Here is a 15,350-nt window from a genome sequence, read left to right as displayed (position 1 = left end):
GATAGTTGGAATTTGTATGCAGCGCGAGGACGGCCCGGTCCCCGTACCGACAGTACGGGGCCCGGGCCCGGCGGCTACAGCCTCGGATCCACCGGCTCCGACTCCATCGCCAGGACGGCGAACACCGGCTCGTGCACGCGCCAGAGCGGCTCGCCGGTCGCCAGCCGGTCCAGCCCCTCCAGGCCGAGCGCGTACTCGCGCAGCGCGAGCGAGCGCTTGTGCCCCAGCGAACGCAGCCGCAGCTGGTCCAGGTGCCCGGTGTAGTCCGGACCGTAGATGATCCGCAGGTACTCGCGACCGCGCACCTTCAAGCCCGGCTGGATCAGGCCTCCCGGTCGCCCCTCACCCGCGCTGCCGCGGACGAGCGAGGCGAGCGGCTTGACCACCATGCCCTCGCCGCCGGCCTTGGTGAGCTCCTCCCACCAGGCGATGCCCTCGGCGACCGAGGCCTCGTCCTCGGTGTCCACCAGCAGCCGACCCGTCGCGCGCAGCAGCGGCTCGACCGGGTCTGCCGCGCCCGCATCGCTCACCGAGCCCGCCGCGAAGGCCTCGTCTGCGGCGACCAGGCGGTCGATCCAGGCGAGGTGCTGGTCGTGCGGGCGTACGGCGAGGTTGGCGCCCTCGGCGGCCAGCACCTGGAACGGCGCCAGCCGGATCCCGCTGAGCCCCTCGGTGGGCCAGCAGTACCGCCGGTAGGCCTCGGTGAACGCCGCCGCGTCCGCCGCCCGCAGGCGGTGGCGCGCCGTCAGCTCGGCCAGCCCGTCGATCCCGCGCTCCGTCGCCCGGTCGAGCGCCGACAGCACCTCGGGCAGTGCCGCGCCGGCCGCCGCGCCGACGGAGGCGTACTGGCGCCGCAGCAGATCCATCGCCTTCAGGGACCAGGGCATCAACTCGGCGTCCAGCAGCAGCCAGTCGGTGGCCAGCTCCTCGAAGAGCCCGGCCGCCTGCGCCGCCGCACGCAGCCGGTCGAGGATCGCACCGGTCAGCTGCTGATCCCCGAGGAACGCCCGGCCCGTCCTGGTCCAGACGGCACCGGAGGACTCGATGCCGAAGCGCCGCTCCAGCCCAGCCGCCTCCCTGGCGACCAGCACGACGGCCCGCGAGCCCATGTGCTTCTCCTCGCAGACCACCTGGCGGACGCCGTCCGCCCGGTAGGCGAAGAAGGCCTCCTCCGGGTGTTCGAGGTATCCCTCCCGACGGGAGGTCGCGCTCGGCGCCATGGTCGGCGGCAGGTACGGAAGCAGTCGCGGGTCGAGCGCGAAGCGGCTCATCACCTCCAGCGCGGCCGCCGCGTTCTCCTCCCGGATGGAGATCCGCCCGTGCAGGGACGTCTCGACGACCCGGCGGCCGGCCACGTCGGCAAGGTCCAGCGGACGGCCCTCCCGGGCGCCCGGGGCGTCGGAGGCCATCGGCCGGACCGGCGCGTACCACTCCTGCTCGGCCGGGACGGAGACCAGTTCGCGCTCCGGGTAGCGCAGCGCGGTGAGCGAGCCGCCGAAGACGCAGCCGGTGTCGAGGCAGATGGTGTTGTTGAGGAAGCTCGCCACCGGGACCGGGGTGTGGCCGTAGACCACCAGCGCCTTGCCGCGGTACTCCTCGGCCCACGGGTAGCGCACCGGCAGGCCGTACTCGTCGGTCTCGCCGGTGGTGTCCCCGTAGAGCGCGTGCGAGCGGACCCGGCCGGAGTTGCGGCCGTGGTACTTCTCCGGCAGGCCGGCGTGGCAGACCACCAGGTTGCCGCCGTCGAGCAGGTAGTGGCTGACCAGGTCGCGCATGAAGGCGCGGACCTCGGCGCGGAACTCCTCGGACTCGCCGGCCAGCTGGTCCAGGGACTCCTTCAACCCGTGCGAGACGGTGACCTGGCGGCCGCCCATCGCCCGGCCGAGCTTGTTCTCGTGGTTGCCCGGGACGCAGACGGCGTGCCCCGCGCGCACCATGCCCATCACCAGGCGCAGCACGCCCGGGGTGTCCGGGCCGCGGTCGACCAGGTCGCCGACGAAGACGGCCGTCCGGCCCGCGGGGTGGACGGCGTCGACCGGCCGGCCCTGCTCGTCCCGGGCCAGCGTGTAGCCCAGGCGCACGAGCAGGGTCTCCAGCTCGGAACGGCAGCCGTGGATGTCACCGACGATGTCGAAGGGTCCGGTGAGGTGGCGCAGGTCGTTCCAGCGCTTCTCGGTGACGATCTCGGCGGCGTCCACCTCGTCCGCTCCGCGCAGGTGGTGCACCTTGCGGAAGCCCTCGCGCTCCAGGCTGCCCAGCGAGCGGCGCAGCTCGCGGTGCTGGCGGGGGATCACGTGCGCACCCATGTCCCGGTCGGGACGGGAGCGGTTGCGCTCGGCGCAGACGCCCGGCGGGACGTCCAGGACGATCGCGATCGGCAGCACGTCGTGCTCGCGGGCGATCCTGATCAGCTGCTTGCGCGACTCGGGCTGGACGTTGGTGGCGTCCACCACGGTGAGCCGACCGGCGGCGAGCCGCTTGCCGACGATGTAGTGGAGCAGCTCGAAGGCGGCCGCGGAGGCGGACTGGTCGTTCTCGTCGTCCGAGACCAGGCCGCGGCAGTAGTCGGAGGAGATCACCTGGGTCGGCGCGAAGTGCTTGCGGGCGAAGCTGGACTTGCCCGCTCCGCTGGTACCGATCAGCACGACCAGCGAGAGGTCGGTGACCGGGAGCTGGCGGGGCTTCGGGGCGTGCGGGGTGGCCTGGGTCTCGTCGGTCATCGGGTCACGCTCCCTTCGGGAGAGGCGGTCGGGGCGGGTATCGCGGCAGAGATGTGGAACAGGGCGAGCTGGGTCGGCGGGCCGACCTCGGGGTCGTCCGGTCCGACCGGGCGGATGCTGACGGTGTAGCCGTACTGGGCGGCGACGCGCTCCGCCCAGGCCCGGAACTCGGCGCGACTCCACTCGAAGCGGTGGTCGGCGTGCCGGACGTGGCCTGCCGGGAGGGTCTCCCAGCGGACGTTGTACTCGGCGTTCGGCGTGGTGACGATGACCGTCGCCGGCCGGGCCGACCCCAGGACCGCGTGCTCCAGTGCCGGAAGCCTGGGCAGGTCCAGGTGCTCGATGACCTCGCAGAGCACTGCGGCGTCATAGCCCTTGAGCCGGGCGTCGGTGTAAGTCAGCGCACCCTGGACGAGCTTCACCCGGGCCGCCTGGCGCTCCGACAGCCGGTCCAGGCGCAGCTTGCGCTCGGCGGTCGACAGCGCGCTGGACGAGACGTCCACACCCAGGATCTCGGTGAACCGCGGCTCCTTGAGCATGGCCCCGACCAACTCGCCCTGCCCGCAACCGAGATCGAGCACCCGGGTGGCGCCGACCGCACGCAGGGCGTCGAGGATCGCCGTGCGGCGCTGCTGGGCGAGCGACACGGGCTTGGGCTCCGCCTCGGACTCTGCCTCGGCCTCGGGCTCGGCCTCGGGCTCGGGCTCGGGAGAAGCCGAGGAGTCGACGGAGATGTCGACAGCGTTGTCGATTTCCTCTGCCTCCTGGTCGTCCGCCTCCGCGAGCCGGGTCAGCTCCAGACGGCGCATCGCCTCGTTCGCCAGCGACCAACGCCGGTGCAGGTAGCGACGGATGATCAGCGTGCGCTCCGGGTGGTCCGCGAGCCAGCCCTCCCCCGCGTCGAGCAGCTTGTCCACCTCGTCGGGTGCGACCCAGTAGTGCTTGGACCCGTCCAGAACCGGCAGCAGCACATAGAGCTGCTGCAAGGCGTCGGCCAGCCGCAGCGATCCGCTCAGTTCGAGCCGGACGTAGCGCGAGTCGCCCCACTCGGGGAAGGACGTGTCCAGCGCGATCGGCTCCGCCGCGACCGTCCAGCCGAGCGGCTCGAAGAGCCGGTCCACCAGCGGCCGCTCGTCGTGCCCGCGCTCCTCGGACGACCGATGGTCGTGCGAGCGCTTCTCGGCGCTGCCCGTCGCGACGGCCGGCAGCACGATCCGCAGCGGCCTGGGCTGCTCGGCGAGACCGGGTCGCAGCTCGCAGCTGCCCTTCATCGCCGTCCGGAAGACGGTGCGCAGGGCCACCGCGAGCAGCGAGGAGGCGGCGTAGGGGCGGTCGTTGACGTACTGGCCGAGCGCTGCGGCTCCGGAGGGCGCGCCGGAGGAGCCGCCGCGGCTCCTGCCGCGACCGCGCCGGACCAGAGCGATGGGGTCGATGTCCAGCAGCAGCGCCGCTGTGCAGACCTCCTCGCTCGCCTCGGGATAGAAGACGTGGGCCTCACCGTGCGAGGTGGTGAAGCGCTGCGCCTTGCCCGGGTGCTTGTGCAGCAGGTAGCCCAGGTCTGTGGCCGGACGTTCGGCCGTGCCGGTGGTGGAGATCGAGATGAACACCCTGCTGAGTATCGTCGGGCCCCGCCACCAGGGCACTTGGTTTTGCGGCGCGGCCGTCCGCCCGCTGGGCGGGTTCGGCAGTCCCGGCCGGAATTCGTTACCGTGCTCGATGTGACTGCTGAATCCACCCCCCTCGCACGTGGCGCCGTCGCCGCAGGTCTGGCGACCATCGCTGCCGACGGCACTGTCCTCGACACCTGGTTCCCCGCTCCCGCCCTGGTCGCCGAACCGGGCCCGGCCGGCACCGTCCGGCTGACGGCCGAGCAGGCCGAGGCCGAGCTCGGCGCGGGCGCCACCGGCGCGCTGCGCTCGGACTCCCGCCGCGGAGTCGAGGTGGTGGCGGTGCGCACCACCATCGCCTCGCTCGACGAGAAGCCGCTCGACGCCCATGACGCCTACCTGCGCCTGCACCTGCTGAGCCACCGGCTGGTCCAGCCGCACGGCCTGAGCCTGGACGGCATGTTCGGCCTGCTGGCCAACGTCGCCTGGACCAGCATCGGCCCGGTGCCCGTGGACCTGGTCGAGCAGGCCCGGTTGGCCGTCCGCGCCGAGGGCGGCCAGCTGGCCGTGTACGGCATCGACAAGTTCCCCCGGATGACCGACTACGTCGCGCCGTCCGGCGTCCGCATCGCGCACGCCGACCGGGTGCGCCTCGGGGCGCACCTCGCGGTGGGCACCACCGTGATGCACGAGGGCTTCGTCAACTTCAACGCCGGCACCCTGGGCACCTCCATGGTGGAGGGCCGGATCAGCGCGGGCGTCGTGGTCGGCGACCACAGCGACATCGGTGGCGGCTCGTCGATCATGGGCACCCTCTCGGGCGGTGGCAAGCAGGTCGTGTCGGTCGGCGAGCGCTGCCTGCTGGGCGCCAACGCGGGCATCGGCATCTCGCTGGGCAACGACTGCGTCGTCGAGGCGGGCCTGTACGTCACGGCCGGCACCCGGGTGACCCTGCCGGACGGCAAGATCGCCAAGGCCGTCGAGCTCTCCGGCCAGGACAACCTGCTGTTCCGCCGGAACTCGCAGTCCGGTGCGGTCGAGGTGATCGCCCGCTCCGGCTCCTGGGGCGGTCTGAACGCGGAGCTGCACACGCACAACTGAGCTCCGACGAACGCCGGGCGGCCCGTCCGGCCGTCCGCCCCGAACCCCGGCCCCGCACCCCGCGCGGCCGGGGTTCGGCGTACCCCGGGGGTTCGGCGTCGGCGCCGTACCCGAGGCGCCGGGCGGACCGCAAGCCCGGATCACTCGCGGGACTGACCCGCGCCGAGGGTTGGACCTCATCGAGTGGTCCCAGGTGACCCGCTGAGGTGAGAGGTCGTTGGACCGGCGGGGCCGCACGCCCCCGGGTACTGCCGTGACCGGCGGCACCGGCATCCACCGCATCACATCGCACCACCGAGCTGGAGGGTTCCCCTCATGTCCGAGCCCAGGTACGAGGCACCCGCCGCCCCGCAGACACAGCACCCCACCGCCCCGGCGCAGGCCCGCCCGCCGGCCGCCGCGCCCACGGCCGCACCGAGGACCCTGCTGGAGCAGATGCAGGAGCTGCTCGCCTCGGTGAACGCCGACCTGGCCGGTCTGGACGCCGAGCTGCGGGCCTCCGCCGAGGCCTCGGCCGACTCCGCGTCCTGGTAGCGCCACGCGAGCGGCGCAGCGGGGGGACCGAGCGGCAGCAGCAGCGTCGCCGCCGCCTCGGCCGAGGGGGTGCCCGGCTCCGGCGGTGCCTGAGCACCGGCCTCCGGCTCCTGCCCGGGATCGAGTTGGCGCAGCACTCGCAGCAACTCGGCCAGCAGGTCCCGGCATTCGGCGTTGGCGTCCACCCCGTCGATGCACTGCCAGTAGACGCTCTCCGTCTCGGCACCGCAGGCCACGATGATCAGCGCCTCGGACGCCTCGTTGAGCAACTGCCGGAGCTGCCACAGCACCGGCTCCGGATCGCCGACCTCGCTCAGCCGGGCCGCCCGGCCGGTGGGCGCCCACTCCCCTTGCTCCCCCGGCTCCGGCGGGTCGCTCGGCACCTCCAGACAACCGCCGGCATGGCCACCGGCCTCCGCCAGCAGGTGCGCGAGCGCGGCCACCTCCGCCACCGGGTGCTCACCGAGCTGTCCGGCCAGCGCCTCGGTGAGCATCGCCGCCTGCCAGGCCTCCTGCACGACGTCCTGGACGCTCCGGGCCTCGGCCAGCGCGTGCCGGGCGGTCCTGATGAGTCGCAGCGCCTCCATGGTGTGCGCTCCCTTCACTCTCGTCTCCTGACGGACCGTCGGTCGGCCCGTCAGGAGACGAGAGTGCGCGCGGATCTCGCGGCGCGCAGCCCCCTACTTCAAAGCTGTGGACAACCGGGGGGCTGTGGACAACCGCTGTCCCCCACACGGCCCAGTAGTCAGCTCGGCCGCGGGAAGCGCAGCTCGTTGCGGTCGATCTTCTCGGAGAGCGCCGCCAGCGGATCCACCCCCACCGACGTGCAGAACTGCAGCAGGTACGCCAGCACGTCGGCCACCTCGTCGCGGACCCGGTGCGCACTGCCCGGGTCCTCCATCACCGCGTCCGCCTGCTCGGGGGTGAGCCACTGGAAGATCTCCAGCAGCTCGCCCGCCTCCACGCTGAGCGCCGCGGCCAGGTTCTTCGGCGTGTGGAACGGCTGCCAGCGGCGCGCCGCCGCGAAGTCCGTCAAGCGCCGGCTGAGCGCGTCCAGATCGACGGCGGACTGCCGCTCGGCACCCGGGGCGTGCTGGTGCTGGTCCTCGGGCTGGTGCCGGCGGGGCTGCTGGGTGGGGTACTCGGTCACCGTTCCAGGTCTACCGCATCGGAGGTCCCGCGCGTCGGCTGGGGCGGTACGCACGCGTTCTCCGGCCGCAGCACGCTGTGCCCGCTCCTCGGATCCCGTCGGCACTCCACCAGCTCCACCCCCGCGACCGGCCGCGCCACCGCGGCGTCCTGCACCGCCGCCAGCAGCCGGACGTGCTCCTTGCCGCACATCTCCCGCGCCAGCCGGAGCAGTCCGGCCGTCTGGTCCGCCGACAGCCCGGCGCCGAGGTCCTCCGCGAGGACGGTGAGCTGGCGGCGGGCCCACGGCACCTCCACCGCCGGGTCGACGTCCAGCACCTCGGCGCCGGTCAGCAGCACGGCCGCGAAGGCGAGCAGCCGCAGCATGCCGTCCGAGGCCTGGTCGGCCCCGGTCCGGCCGAGCACCCCCTCGTCGAACACCGCGAGCAGCCGTTCCTGGGCCTGCGTCCCGCGCCTGGCCACGTCCAGTCCGAGCAGCGGGTAGGGGGCGGCCGACTGCACCGCCTTCAGCAGGCGTCCGTAGCGGCGCGGGCACTCCCCCTGCAGCCGGGCCAGCACCGCCGACATGTTGGCCGCGGTGGGCAGCAGCCTGGCCTCGGCCTCCGGTCGGGCCCAGCCGCGCATCAACGCGGGCACCGGGTGCACGGGAAAGATCTCCCGCAGCGCGGTGAGCAGCTGCTCGGCGGCGGCGAGGACCAGGCGTTCGCCGGGCGAGGAGCCGGCCACCCGCAGGGGGATCTGTGTGACGATCAGACTGCTGCTCGGGAACGGCGCCCGGATGTCACCCTGCCGGGTGTCGTTGTGCCAGGTGACGTTGATCCGGCCGTTGCCGACGTCCTGTTCGCCGGTCTCCACCAGGGTCCGGCCGTCCAGCGCGAGCCACTCGCGGGCCACCCGCACCCGGCCGTCGGTCCGGATCACCAGCTCCAGCCGGATCGGCCCCGCGCAGGAGCGCACGGTGCAGCCGAGGATGATCGCGTTGCGGCCGTGCGGCACGCAGCCCAGCAGACCGCCGCGGACCGCCCCGGCCAGCGGGCCGGACGCGCCGCCGATGCCGTCCAGCGACGGGCCGATCTCCTCGCCGAGGGCCAGCCGGGAGAGCACAGCGACGGCGTCCAGCGCGTTCGACTTGCCGACGCCCGACGGCCCGTGGAGCACGGTGATGGGCGAGAGCGGCAGGGCGGCGCGCCGAAAGGACTTGAAGGAGGTGAGGCGGACCTCCTCGACGGTGGGGCGGACCGCTGGACGGACCGCGGGCGCGGAAACTGGCGCGGGGACAGGCGCTGGAACGGATACGGGGACGGCTTCGCTGGTCACCGCTCCGACGCTACTGACGGGCCGACCTGCAGAAACGTGCCTGCCACGGCGATTCATCCCAACGAGGAGTCCGGAAAGCGCGAGAAGTCGGACCGGCCGACGTCCCAGTCAGCAGCACACGTCAGCGGTACACCGAGAGCTGCACCGACCCCGTCACCTCGACCGGCTCCGGCAACCCCGCCAGTCCGGCCGCCACCCGCGCCGCGTCGGTGTGCCAGGCGTTCGGCCCCATCCCCACCACCGCACCGGCGTCCACGTGCGAGAGCCGCAGCGGAAACTCCAGCTCGGTCCGCTCGACCAGGTCCAGCCAGGGGCTGAGCTTCTCGTCGATCCGCCGCTCCTTCTCCTCGTCCACCGAGAGCAGGCCCAGCGCGCCGACCAGCTCCCGCAGGTGGCGGGAGGTGGGCGAGACGAGCAGCAGCCTGCCGCCGGGACGCAGCACCCGGCGGATCTCGGGGCCGTTGCGCGGCGCGAAGACGTTCAGCACGAGCTCCGCGCTGCCGTCGGCCAGCGGCAGCGGGCGCCAGGCGTCGCAGACCACCGCGCCGATCCGGGGGTGCGCCCGGGCCGCCCGGCGCAGCGCGAACTTGGAGATGTCCAGGGCCGCGCCGCAGGCGTCCGGCACCGCGTCGAGCACGTGCGCGAGGTAGTACCCGGTCCCGGCCCCGAGGTCCGCGACCAGGCCGTCCGTCCCCGCGGCGGCGGCCGCCAGCGCCTGCGCGATCGGCCGGTAGTGCCCGGCCGCGAGGAAGTCGGCACGGGCGGTCACCATGGCGGCGGTGTCGCCCGTACCGGTGTGCGCGTCACCCGGCAGCAGGCTCACGTACCCCTGCTTGGCGAGGTCGAACACGTGCCCCTGCGCGCACCGCAGCCCGCGCCCGTCCGCGCCGAGGGCGAGCCCGAGGCCGCAGTGGGGGCAGGTCAGGTACCGCTCGATGTCCTGGAGCACCGCACCACCCTAGTTGACTTCCTCCCCGCCCTAACGGACGGGGATTCCGGCCGCCCGTGCCGCGCGGGGGCTTCGCCCCGTGCGTGTGCGCGTAGCCGGTGGTTGGCGCTTCACGGACCGGCCGATGCCGAGGTCTCCACGCCCTGACACCGCATGCCCTGCGGCGTTGAGGATGTTCTTCGCGGCGTTCACGTCCGCGTGCGCGGTATGTCCGCAGGCAGTGCACCGGAAGGACGCTTGGCTCTCGCGCGACTTCGGGTCCACGTGCCTGCACTCGTTGCACGTCTGGGAGGTGTACGCCGCCGGCACCAGCACCACACTGGTTCCGGTGGTACGCGCCGCGTTGCGCAGCGCGAGTTCGAGCAGGTGCCAACCCTTGTCCAGGATGGCCCGGTTCAGTCCGGCCTTCTGCCGGACCTGGCGGCCGGGGGCGTCCACGGTTCCGGCCGCCGAAGCGGTCATGTTGCGAATCCGGAGGTCTTCCAGGACCACCACCGCGTTGCGGGTGGTCAGCTCGGCTGCGGTCTGCGCGCAGAAGTCCGCACGCCGGTTGCGGACCCGACCGGTGATCGCGTTGATCGACGCCACCACCGCCTTACGGCGGTTGCTGCCCCGCTTGCACCGCGAGAGCTTCTGCTGCAACCGGCGCAGCCGCGCCACCTCGCCCGGCGTGGCGAACGGTCGGCCGTGGAAAACACCATCGCTGGTGGTCGCGGCGACCTTGACGCCCCGGTCCACGCCCACGGCCGTGTTCGGCATCGCGTGCTTCTCGGGTGTGGTCCTGGCGTCGTCCACCAGAAAGGAAACGAACCAGTGCCTGCCCCGGCGGGTGACGGTCGCGGAGCGGATCTGGCCCCCGAGCGGACGGGACCAGCGGAACCGGACCCACCCCAGCTTCGGTAACTTCGCCCGGCCCCACTTGCGGCCAAGGCGCTCGACCGCGATGAGCTTCCCGGCCGGGAACCGGAACGTCGGACACCAGCGGGCCTTCGACCGCCACCGCACTGTGAACGTGCCGTGCTCCCGGCATGCCCGGTCCAGATCCCGCAGGGTCTGCTGCAACACGTGCGACGGAGCGTCGGAGAGCCACGGGAAGTCCCGCTTCGCCTCGGCCAGTTCGGCGGCCTGCGGCACGTAATTCATCCACCCGCCGCGCCGCCGGTACTCCCGGCGCTGCTCCAGAGCGGTGTTCCACACGCTGCGGCAGATGTCGCCGAACGTCTCGCACAACACGACCTGATCGTCAGTCAGTTCAAGCCGATACCTACGACCCGACAGCATGGGAACACCCCCCTCCGGCTATGCGATCAACATAGGGCACGTCACTGACAACACAGCGACCTGCGCGGCTCCGAGCCACGGATCGCCTTGTCCCCGGCCCGAAGGCCGGGGTTTGCAGCGGAGAGTTACCTGATCACTGCCGGATCACTCCGCGTCGGAGTCGTCGTCACCGTCCTCGCCGGTGACGCCCTCCTCGGCGGCCTCGTCCACCACCCACCCGTTCAGGCGTTCGGCGACGCCGTCCACGCCGATCTTCCCCTCGCGGATCGCCCGGGCGAGGCTGCGCACCTCGCGCGCGGTGGTGGCGATGTTGCAGCCGCTGGCCACCAGGTACGCGTACGCGACGGCGGTGGCGAACAGCTCGTTGGTGCGTTCCAGGGCCGGTACCCGGATCAGCTGGTGGATCAGGGCGGCGGCGCGGTCCTGTGGTTCGGGGTAGACGGCGATGTCGAAGATCTCCGCCTGGTGGCGTGCGACGGCGGCGAGGAGCGAGCCGTAGTCGACGACCTGGGGGTCACCGGGGGTGTACTGCTCGGCTGTCATGAGCAGCCAGGAGAGGTCGACCTCCAGCTTCAACGACGCACGCCCTGCCGGTCGTCCCCGGCGACGGCGCCCTCGCCGAACTCCGCCAGGAACTCGCTCTCGAACTCCTTCATGAACTGGGCCGCCGCGTCCACGAAGCGCAGCCCGGCCTCGCCCATGTCCTGTTGGACGAGTCTCTCGATGTACTGGTTCATGCTGATCCCCTGCTGTTCCGCCCGCTCGCGGGCCATCTCAGCGGTGGTGGCGTCCACCCGCACGTTGAGCTGCTTCTTACCCATGCATCGAAGCTAGCGCTGATGTGCTAGCACAACAAGGGCGCGCGCAGAGACCCGCGACCCGCGCACAACATGCAGATGGGGCGTGCGGACCAGGTCCACACGCCCCATCGACCGGCAACGATCAGCTGCCCGCGATCGGCTCCAGGATGGCCACGCACTCGAAGTGGTGGGTCATCGGGAAGAGGTCGAAGGCCCGCAGCGAGACCGGCCGATAGCCGCCCGCGCGGAAGAAGGCCAGGTCACGGGCGAGCGCGGCCGGGTCGCAGGCGACGTAGGCGATCCGGCGCGGCGTGAGGGCGACCAGGTGGGCCACCGTCTCGCGACCGGCCCCGGCGCGCGGCGGGTCCAGGACGACCAGGTCGGTGGAGGTGATGCCGGTACGCGGCAGCAGGGTCTCCACCCGGTCGCACTCGATCTGGACGTTCTCCAGCTCGGCCAGGTTGTGCTTGGCATCCTGGACGGCCTGCTTGGAGGACTCGATGCCGAGCACCGCGCCCTCCTCGCCGACCCGGTCGGCCAGCGCGCCGGCGAACAGGCCGACGCCGCAGTAGAGGTCCAGCGCGTTCTCGCCGTACTGCGGGTCGAGCCCGTCGAGCACCGCGCCCACCAGGGTGTCCGGGGCCTCGGGGTGGATCTGCCAGAAGCCGCCGTTGCTGACCCGCCAGGTGCGCCCGGCCGCCCGCTCGCGCACGAAGTTGCGCCCGTGCACCCGGTGGAACAGGTCCTGCTCGTCGACCCGGGAGAGCGAGACGGGCTTGTCCAGCTCGACCAGCGGCAGCTGCTCGCCGGGCAGCGGACGCAGGATCAGCTGCCGGTCCGAGGAGCCGCTGGCGGCGATCGCCTCGACCGAGCCGAGGCCGGTCCAGTCCCGCGACTCGATGCCCAGCTCCGTCACGCCGGGCGAGGCGATCAGGCAGCGGTCGATGATCTGGACGTCGTGCGAGCGGTGCTTGCGCAGGCCGACCTCGCCGGTCTCGGCGTCCACCGTGTACTGCACGCGGGTGCGCCAGGCCGGCACCTCGCCGGGCGGCAGCTTGCCGCCGACCGGCTCGACGCTGCCGTCCCAGCCCGCCTCGGCGGGGGTGAGGCCGGCCAGCTTGGCGAGCTGCTCGGTGAGCACGCTCCCCTTGAGCTTGCGCTGGCCTCCGGGGCTGACGTGCTGCCAGTCGCAGCCGCCGCACTTGCCGGGGCCGGAGAACGGGCACGGCGGCTCGATCCGGTCCTTGGACGCCTCCAGGATCTCCACGGCGTCCGCGCGCAGGAAGCGGGAGTTGGTGGTGCCCTCGGTGACCTGGGCGATCACCCGCTCGCCCGGCAGCGCGTGCCGCACGAAGAGCACCCGGCCCTCGTGCCGGGCCACGCAGTGCCCGCCGCCGTGCGCGACGGCGCCGATCTCGACCTCGTAGCGCTCACCGACCAGCGGCTCGCCGCCGGGGCCCTTGGGCGCGGCGGCGCGGGTGGGACGGGCGGTGCGCGGCGCGTCGCCCTGGGTGCGGGGCGTGCGCGGGGTGCGCGGGGTCCGCGGCGTGCGGGGCTCGCGCGGGGTGCGCGGCTGGGCTGCGGGCCGCTCGGCGGGCGTCGGCTCGGCGGGGACCACCGGGGCGGTCTCGACCGAGAGGCCGTCCCGGTCGGTGGCCGAGGGCCGGGCGGGCTTGTTCGACCAGCGCGGCCGGGCTACCTGCCCGACCTTGCCGGTCGAGGCACCCTTGCCCCCCTTTTTGGGCTGTCCGGACTTGCCCGACGAACGGGGCGGGGTGTTGCGACTCACGAAGTGGCGTCCTTGCTGGCATCGGCGGCGTTCTCGACGGAACCCGACGGTACCGTGCCGTGCCGCGGTTCGCCGCGTCGAACGGCTCCGGGAGCCGACCAGGCCCGCTGGGTGCGGCGCCGCTCGGACGATTCCAGCTGCCACGGGACGGAGGTCACCATCACGCCGGGCTTGAAGAGCAGCCGCCCCTTGAGCCGCAGCGCGCTCTGGTTGTGCAGCAGGTGTTCGTACCAGTGGCCGACCACGTACTCGGGGATGTAGACGCTGACCACTTCGCGCGGGCTGCTGCGGCGCAGGTTCTTGACGTACTCCAGGACCGGCCCGCTGATCTCGCGGTACGGCGAGTCCAGTACCTTGAGCGGCACCTCGATGCCGCGGCCGTCCCAGTCCTCGCGCAGCGCCCGGGTGTCCTGCGGGTCCACGTTGACGGTGATCGCCTCCAGGACGTCCGCCCGTGCCAGCCGCGCGTACGCCAGTGCCCGCAGCGCGGGCTTGTGCAGCCGGGAGACCAGCACGATGGCGTGCACCCGGGTCGGCAGGACGGTGTCGTCCGGCTCCTCGGCCGCGACCAGCTCCCGGGAGACGGTCTCGTAGTGGCGGCGGATCGCCTTCATCATCACGAAGAGCACGCACATGGTCGCGATGGCGATCCAGGCGTGGCCGATCTTGGTGACCAGGACGACGATCAGCACGGCCGCGGTCATCACCAGGCCGAAGGTGTTGATCGCCCGCGAGCGCTGCATCCGGCGGCGCTCCTTGGCGTCTGTCTCGGTGCGCAGCAGCCGGGTCCAGTGCCGGATCATGCCGGACTGGCTCATGTTGAAGGAGACGAAGACGCCGACGATGTAGAGCTGGATCAGCCGGTTGGGGTCGGCGCCGAAGGCCACGATGAACAGGATCGCGGCGCCCGCCAGCAGGATGATGCCGTTGGAGAAGGCCAGCCGGTCGCCGCGGGTGTGCAGCTGGCGCGGCAGGTAGCGGTCCTGGGCGAGGATCGAGCCGAGCACCGGGAAGCCGTTGAAGGCGGTGTTGGCGGCCAGCACCAGGATCAGGCCGGTGACGGCCGCGATGAAGTAGAAGCCCGGCGTGAAGTTGGAGAAGACCGCCTCGCTGATCTGCGCCAGCGCCGTCTTCTGGTGGTAGTCGGCGGGCGCGCCGAGCAGCTGCTGGGCGGGATTCTCGGCCATCTGGGTGCCCGTCAGGTGGGCCAGGTAGATGATCCCCATGAACATGGTGACCGCGATGCTCGCCATCAGCAGCAGGGTGGTCGCGGCGTTCCTGCTCTTCGGCTTGCGGAAGGCCGGCACGCCGTTGCTGATCGCCTCGACGCCGGTGAGCGCCGCGCAGCCCGAGGAGAATGCCCTGAGCAGCAGGAACACCAGCGCGAACCCGGTGACAGCGGAGTTGCCCGGGGTCGGCTGGAGGTGGAAGCCGGCGCTCTCGGCGTGCAGGGCCGTGCCGAAGACCAGGTGGCGGACCAGGCCGTAGAGCACCATCCCGATCACACCGGCCATGAAGGCGTAGGTCGGGACGGCGAAGGCGGATCCGGACTCGCGGACGCCGCGCAGGTTCATCCCCATCAGGACGAGGACCAGCAGGACGCTGATCCCCATCTCGTGGCCGCGCAGCGCGGGCACCGCGGAAACCACGTTCGCCACGCCGGAGGTCGTCGACACCGCCACGGTCAGCACGTAGTCGACCATCAGGGCGCTGGCGACCACCAGGCCCGAGTCGGGTCCGTGGTTGACGGTGGCGACCTCGTAGTCGCCGCCGCCGCTGGGGTAGGCGTGCACGTTCTGCCGGTAGGAGGCCACCACCGCGAGCATCACGACGGCGACCACGACGCCGATCTGCCACGAGAAGTGGATCGCCGAGACACCGGCGATCGACAGGGTGAGGAGGATCTCCTCCGGGGCGTAGGCGACCGAGGAGAGTGCGTCGGAGGCGAAGACCGGCAGGGCGATGCGCTTGGGCAGCAAGGTCTCGCCGAGCTGGTCGTTGTGCAGCGCGCGACCGATGAGGAGGCGTTTGGGGACGTCCGTCAAGTTGGGCACGTTAAGAAAGCGTAAGGGTTCTCGCATACGGGGTGACAACAGGCCCCGG

Annotated in this window: 12 protein-coding genes; 1 reads left to right on the top strand and 11 read right to left on the bottom strand. The window is 72.5% G+C overall.

The genetic code is table 11. The features are described from left to right. Positions 1 to 74 precede the first annotated feature (74 nt). Both P3T37_RS04720 and P3T37_RS04715 read right to left on the bottom strand, forming a co-directional pair. Complete coding sequence (locus P3T37_RS04720; protein ID WP_280722137.1) at positions 75 to 2,720, bottom strand: polynucleotide kinase-phosphatase; 2,646 nt, start codon at positions 2,718 to 2,720, stop codon at positions 75 to 77. Further along, a complete protein-coding gene (locus tag P3T37_RS04715) occupies positions 2,717 to 4,327 on the bottom strand; it encodes a 3' terminal RNA ribose 2'-O-methyltransferase Hen1 (RefSeq protein ID WP_280722136.1) in 1,611 nt (536 codons plus the stop codon). Before P3T37_RS04715 ends, P3T37_RS04720 begins: the two co-directional genes overlap by 4 nt. Positions 4,328 to 4,438: 111 nt before the next feature. Between P3T37_RS04715 and dapD the strand changes: the two genes are divergently transcribed. Continuing rightward, positions 4,439 to 5,428 (top strand): 2,3,4,5-tetrahydropyridine-2,6-dicarboxylate N-succinyltransferase, encoded by a 990-nt coding sequence (gene dapD / locus P3T37_RS04710; RefSeq protein WP_280722135.1) that lies wholly within the window; start codon positions 4,439 to 4,441, stop codon positions 5,426 to 5,428. 281 nt (positions 5,429 to 5,709) lie between these two features. On the opposite strand, the gene P3T37_RS37010 is transcribed toward dapD, so the two are convergent. The 9 genes from P3T37_RS37010 to P3T37_RS04665 all read right to left on the bottom strand — a co-directional run bounded on the left by P3T37_RS37010 (position 5,710) and on the right by P3T37_RS04665 (position 15,301). Further along, a complete protein-coding gene (locus tag P3T37_RS37010) occupies positions 5,710 to 6,567 on the bottom strand; it encodes a DUF6099 family protein (RefSeq protein ID WP_348533210.1) in 858 nt (285 codons plus the stop codon). Between the two features lie 140 nt (positions 6,568 to 6,707). Then, positions 6,708 to 7,019 carry a nucleotide pyrophosphohydrolase gene (locus tag P3T37_RS04700; RefSeq protein ID WP_280722463.1) on the bottom strand — a complete coding sequence of 104 codons (312 nt, stop codon included), beginning with the start codon at positions 7,017 to 7,019 and terminating at the stop codon, positions 6,708 to 6,710. 89 nt (positions 7,020 to 7,108) lie between these two features. After that, positions 7,109 to 8,428 (bottom strand): ATP-binding protein, encoded by a 1,320-nt coding sequence (locus P3T37_RS04695; protein WP_280722134.1) that lies wholly within the window; start codon positions 8,426 to 8,428, stop codon positions 7,109 to 7,111. Positions 8,429 to 8,549: 121 nt separating this feature from the next. Then, positions 8,550 to 9,377 carry a putative RNA methyltransferase gene (locus P3T37_RS04690; protein ID WP_280722133.1) on the bottom strand — a complete coding sequence of 276 codons (828 nt, stop codon included), beginning with the start codon at positions 9,375 to 9,377 and terminating at the stop codon, positions 8,550 to 8,552. Positions 9,378 to 9,407: 30 nt separating this feature from the next. After that, positions 9,408 to 10,658 carry a transposase gene (locus tag P3T37_RS04685; protein WP_280722132.1) on the bottom strand — a complete coding sequence of 417 codons (1,251 nt, stop codon included), beginning with the start codon at positions 10,656 to 10,658 and terminating at the stop codon, positions 9,408 to 9,410. Positions 10,659 to 10,802: 144 nt separating this feature from the next. Beyond that, complete coding sequence (locus P3T37_RS04680) at positions 10,803 to 11,234, bottom strand: fic family toxin-antitoxin system, toxin component (RefSeq protein ID WP_280722131.1); 432 nt, start codon at positions 11,232 to 11,234, stop codon at positions 10,803 to 10,805. Next, on the bottom strand, positions 11,231 to 11,479 hold the full coding sequence (locus tag P3T37_RS04675; RefSeq protein WP_280722130.1) for a toxin-antitoxin system HicB family antitoxin: 249 nt from the start codon (positions 11,477 to 11,479) through the stop codon (positions 11,231 to 11,233). Before P3T37_RS04675 ends, P3T37_RS04680 begins: the two co-directional genes overlap by 4 nt. A gap of 121 nt (positions 11,480 to 11,600) precedes the next feature. Further along, positions 11,601 to 12,899 carry a class I SAM-dependent RNA methyltransferase gene (locus P3T37_RS04670; RefSeq protein ID WP_280722462.1) on the bottom strand — a complete coding sequence of 433 codons (1,299 nt, stop codon included), beginning with the start codon at positions 12,897 to 12,899 and terminating at the stop codon, positions 11,601 to 11,603. Between the two features lie 344 nt (positions 12,900 to 13,243). Beyond that, a complete protein-coding gene (locus P3T37_RS04665; protein WP_280722129.1) occupies positions 13,244 to 15,301 on the bottom strand; it encodes an APC family permease in 2,058 nt (685 codons plus the stop codon). Positions 15,302 to 15,350: the final 49 nt, after the last annotated feature.

Source organism: Kitasatospora sp. MAA4, from assembly GCF_029893355.1.
Lineage (GTDB): Bacteria > Actinomycetota > Actinomycetes > Streptomycetales > Streptomycetaceae > Kitasatospora.
Note: the sequence above shows the minus strand (reverse complement) of the source record. Positions and strands in the feature narration are given on the sequence as shown.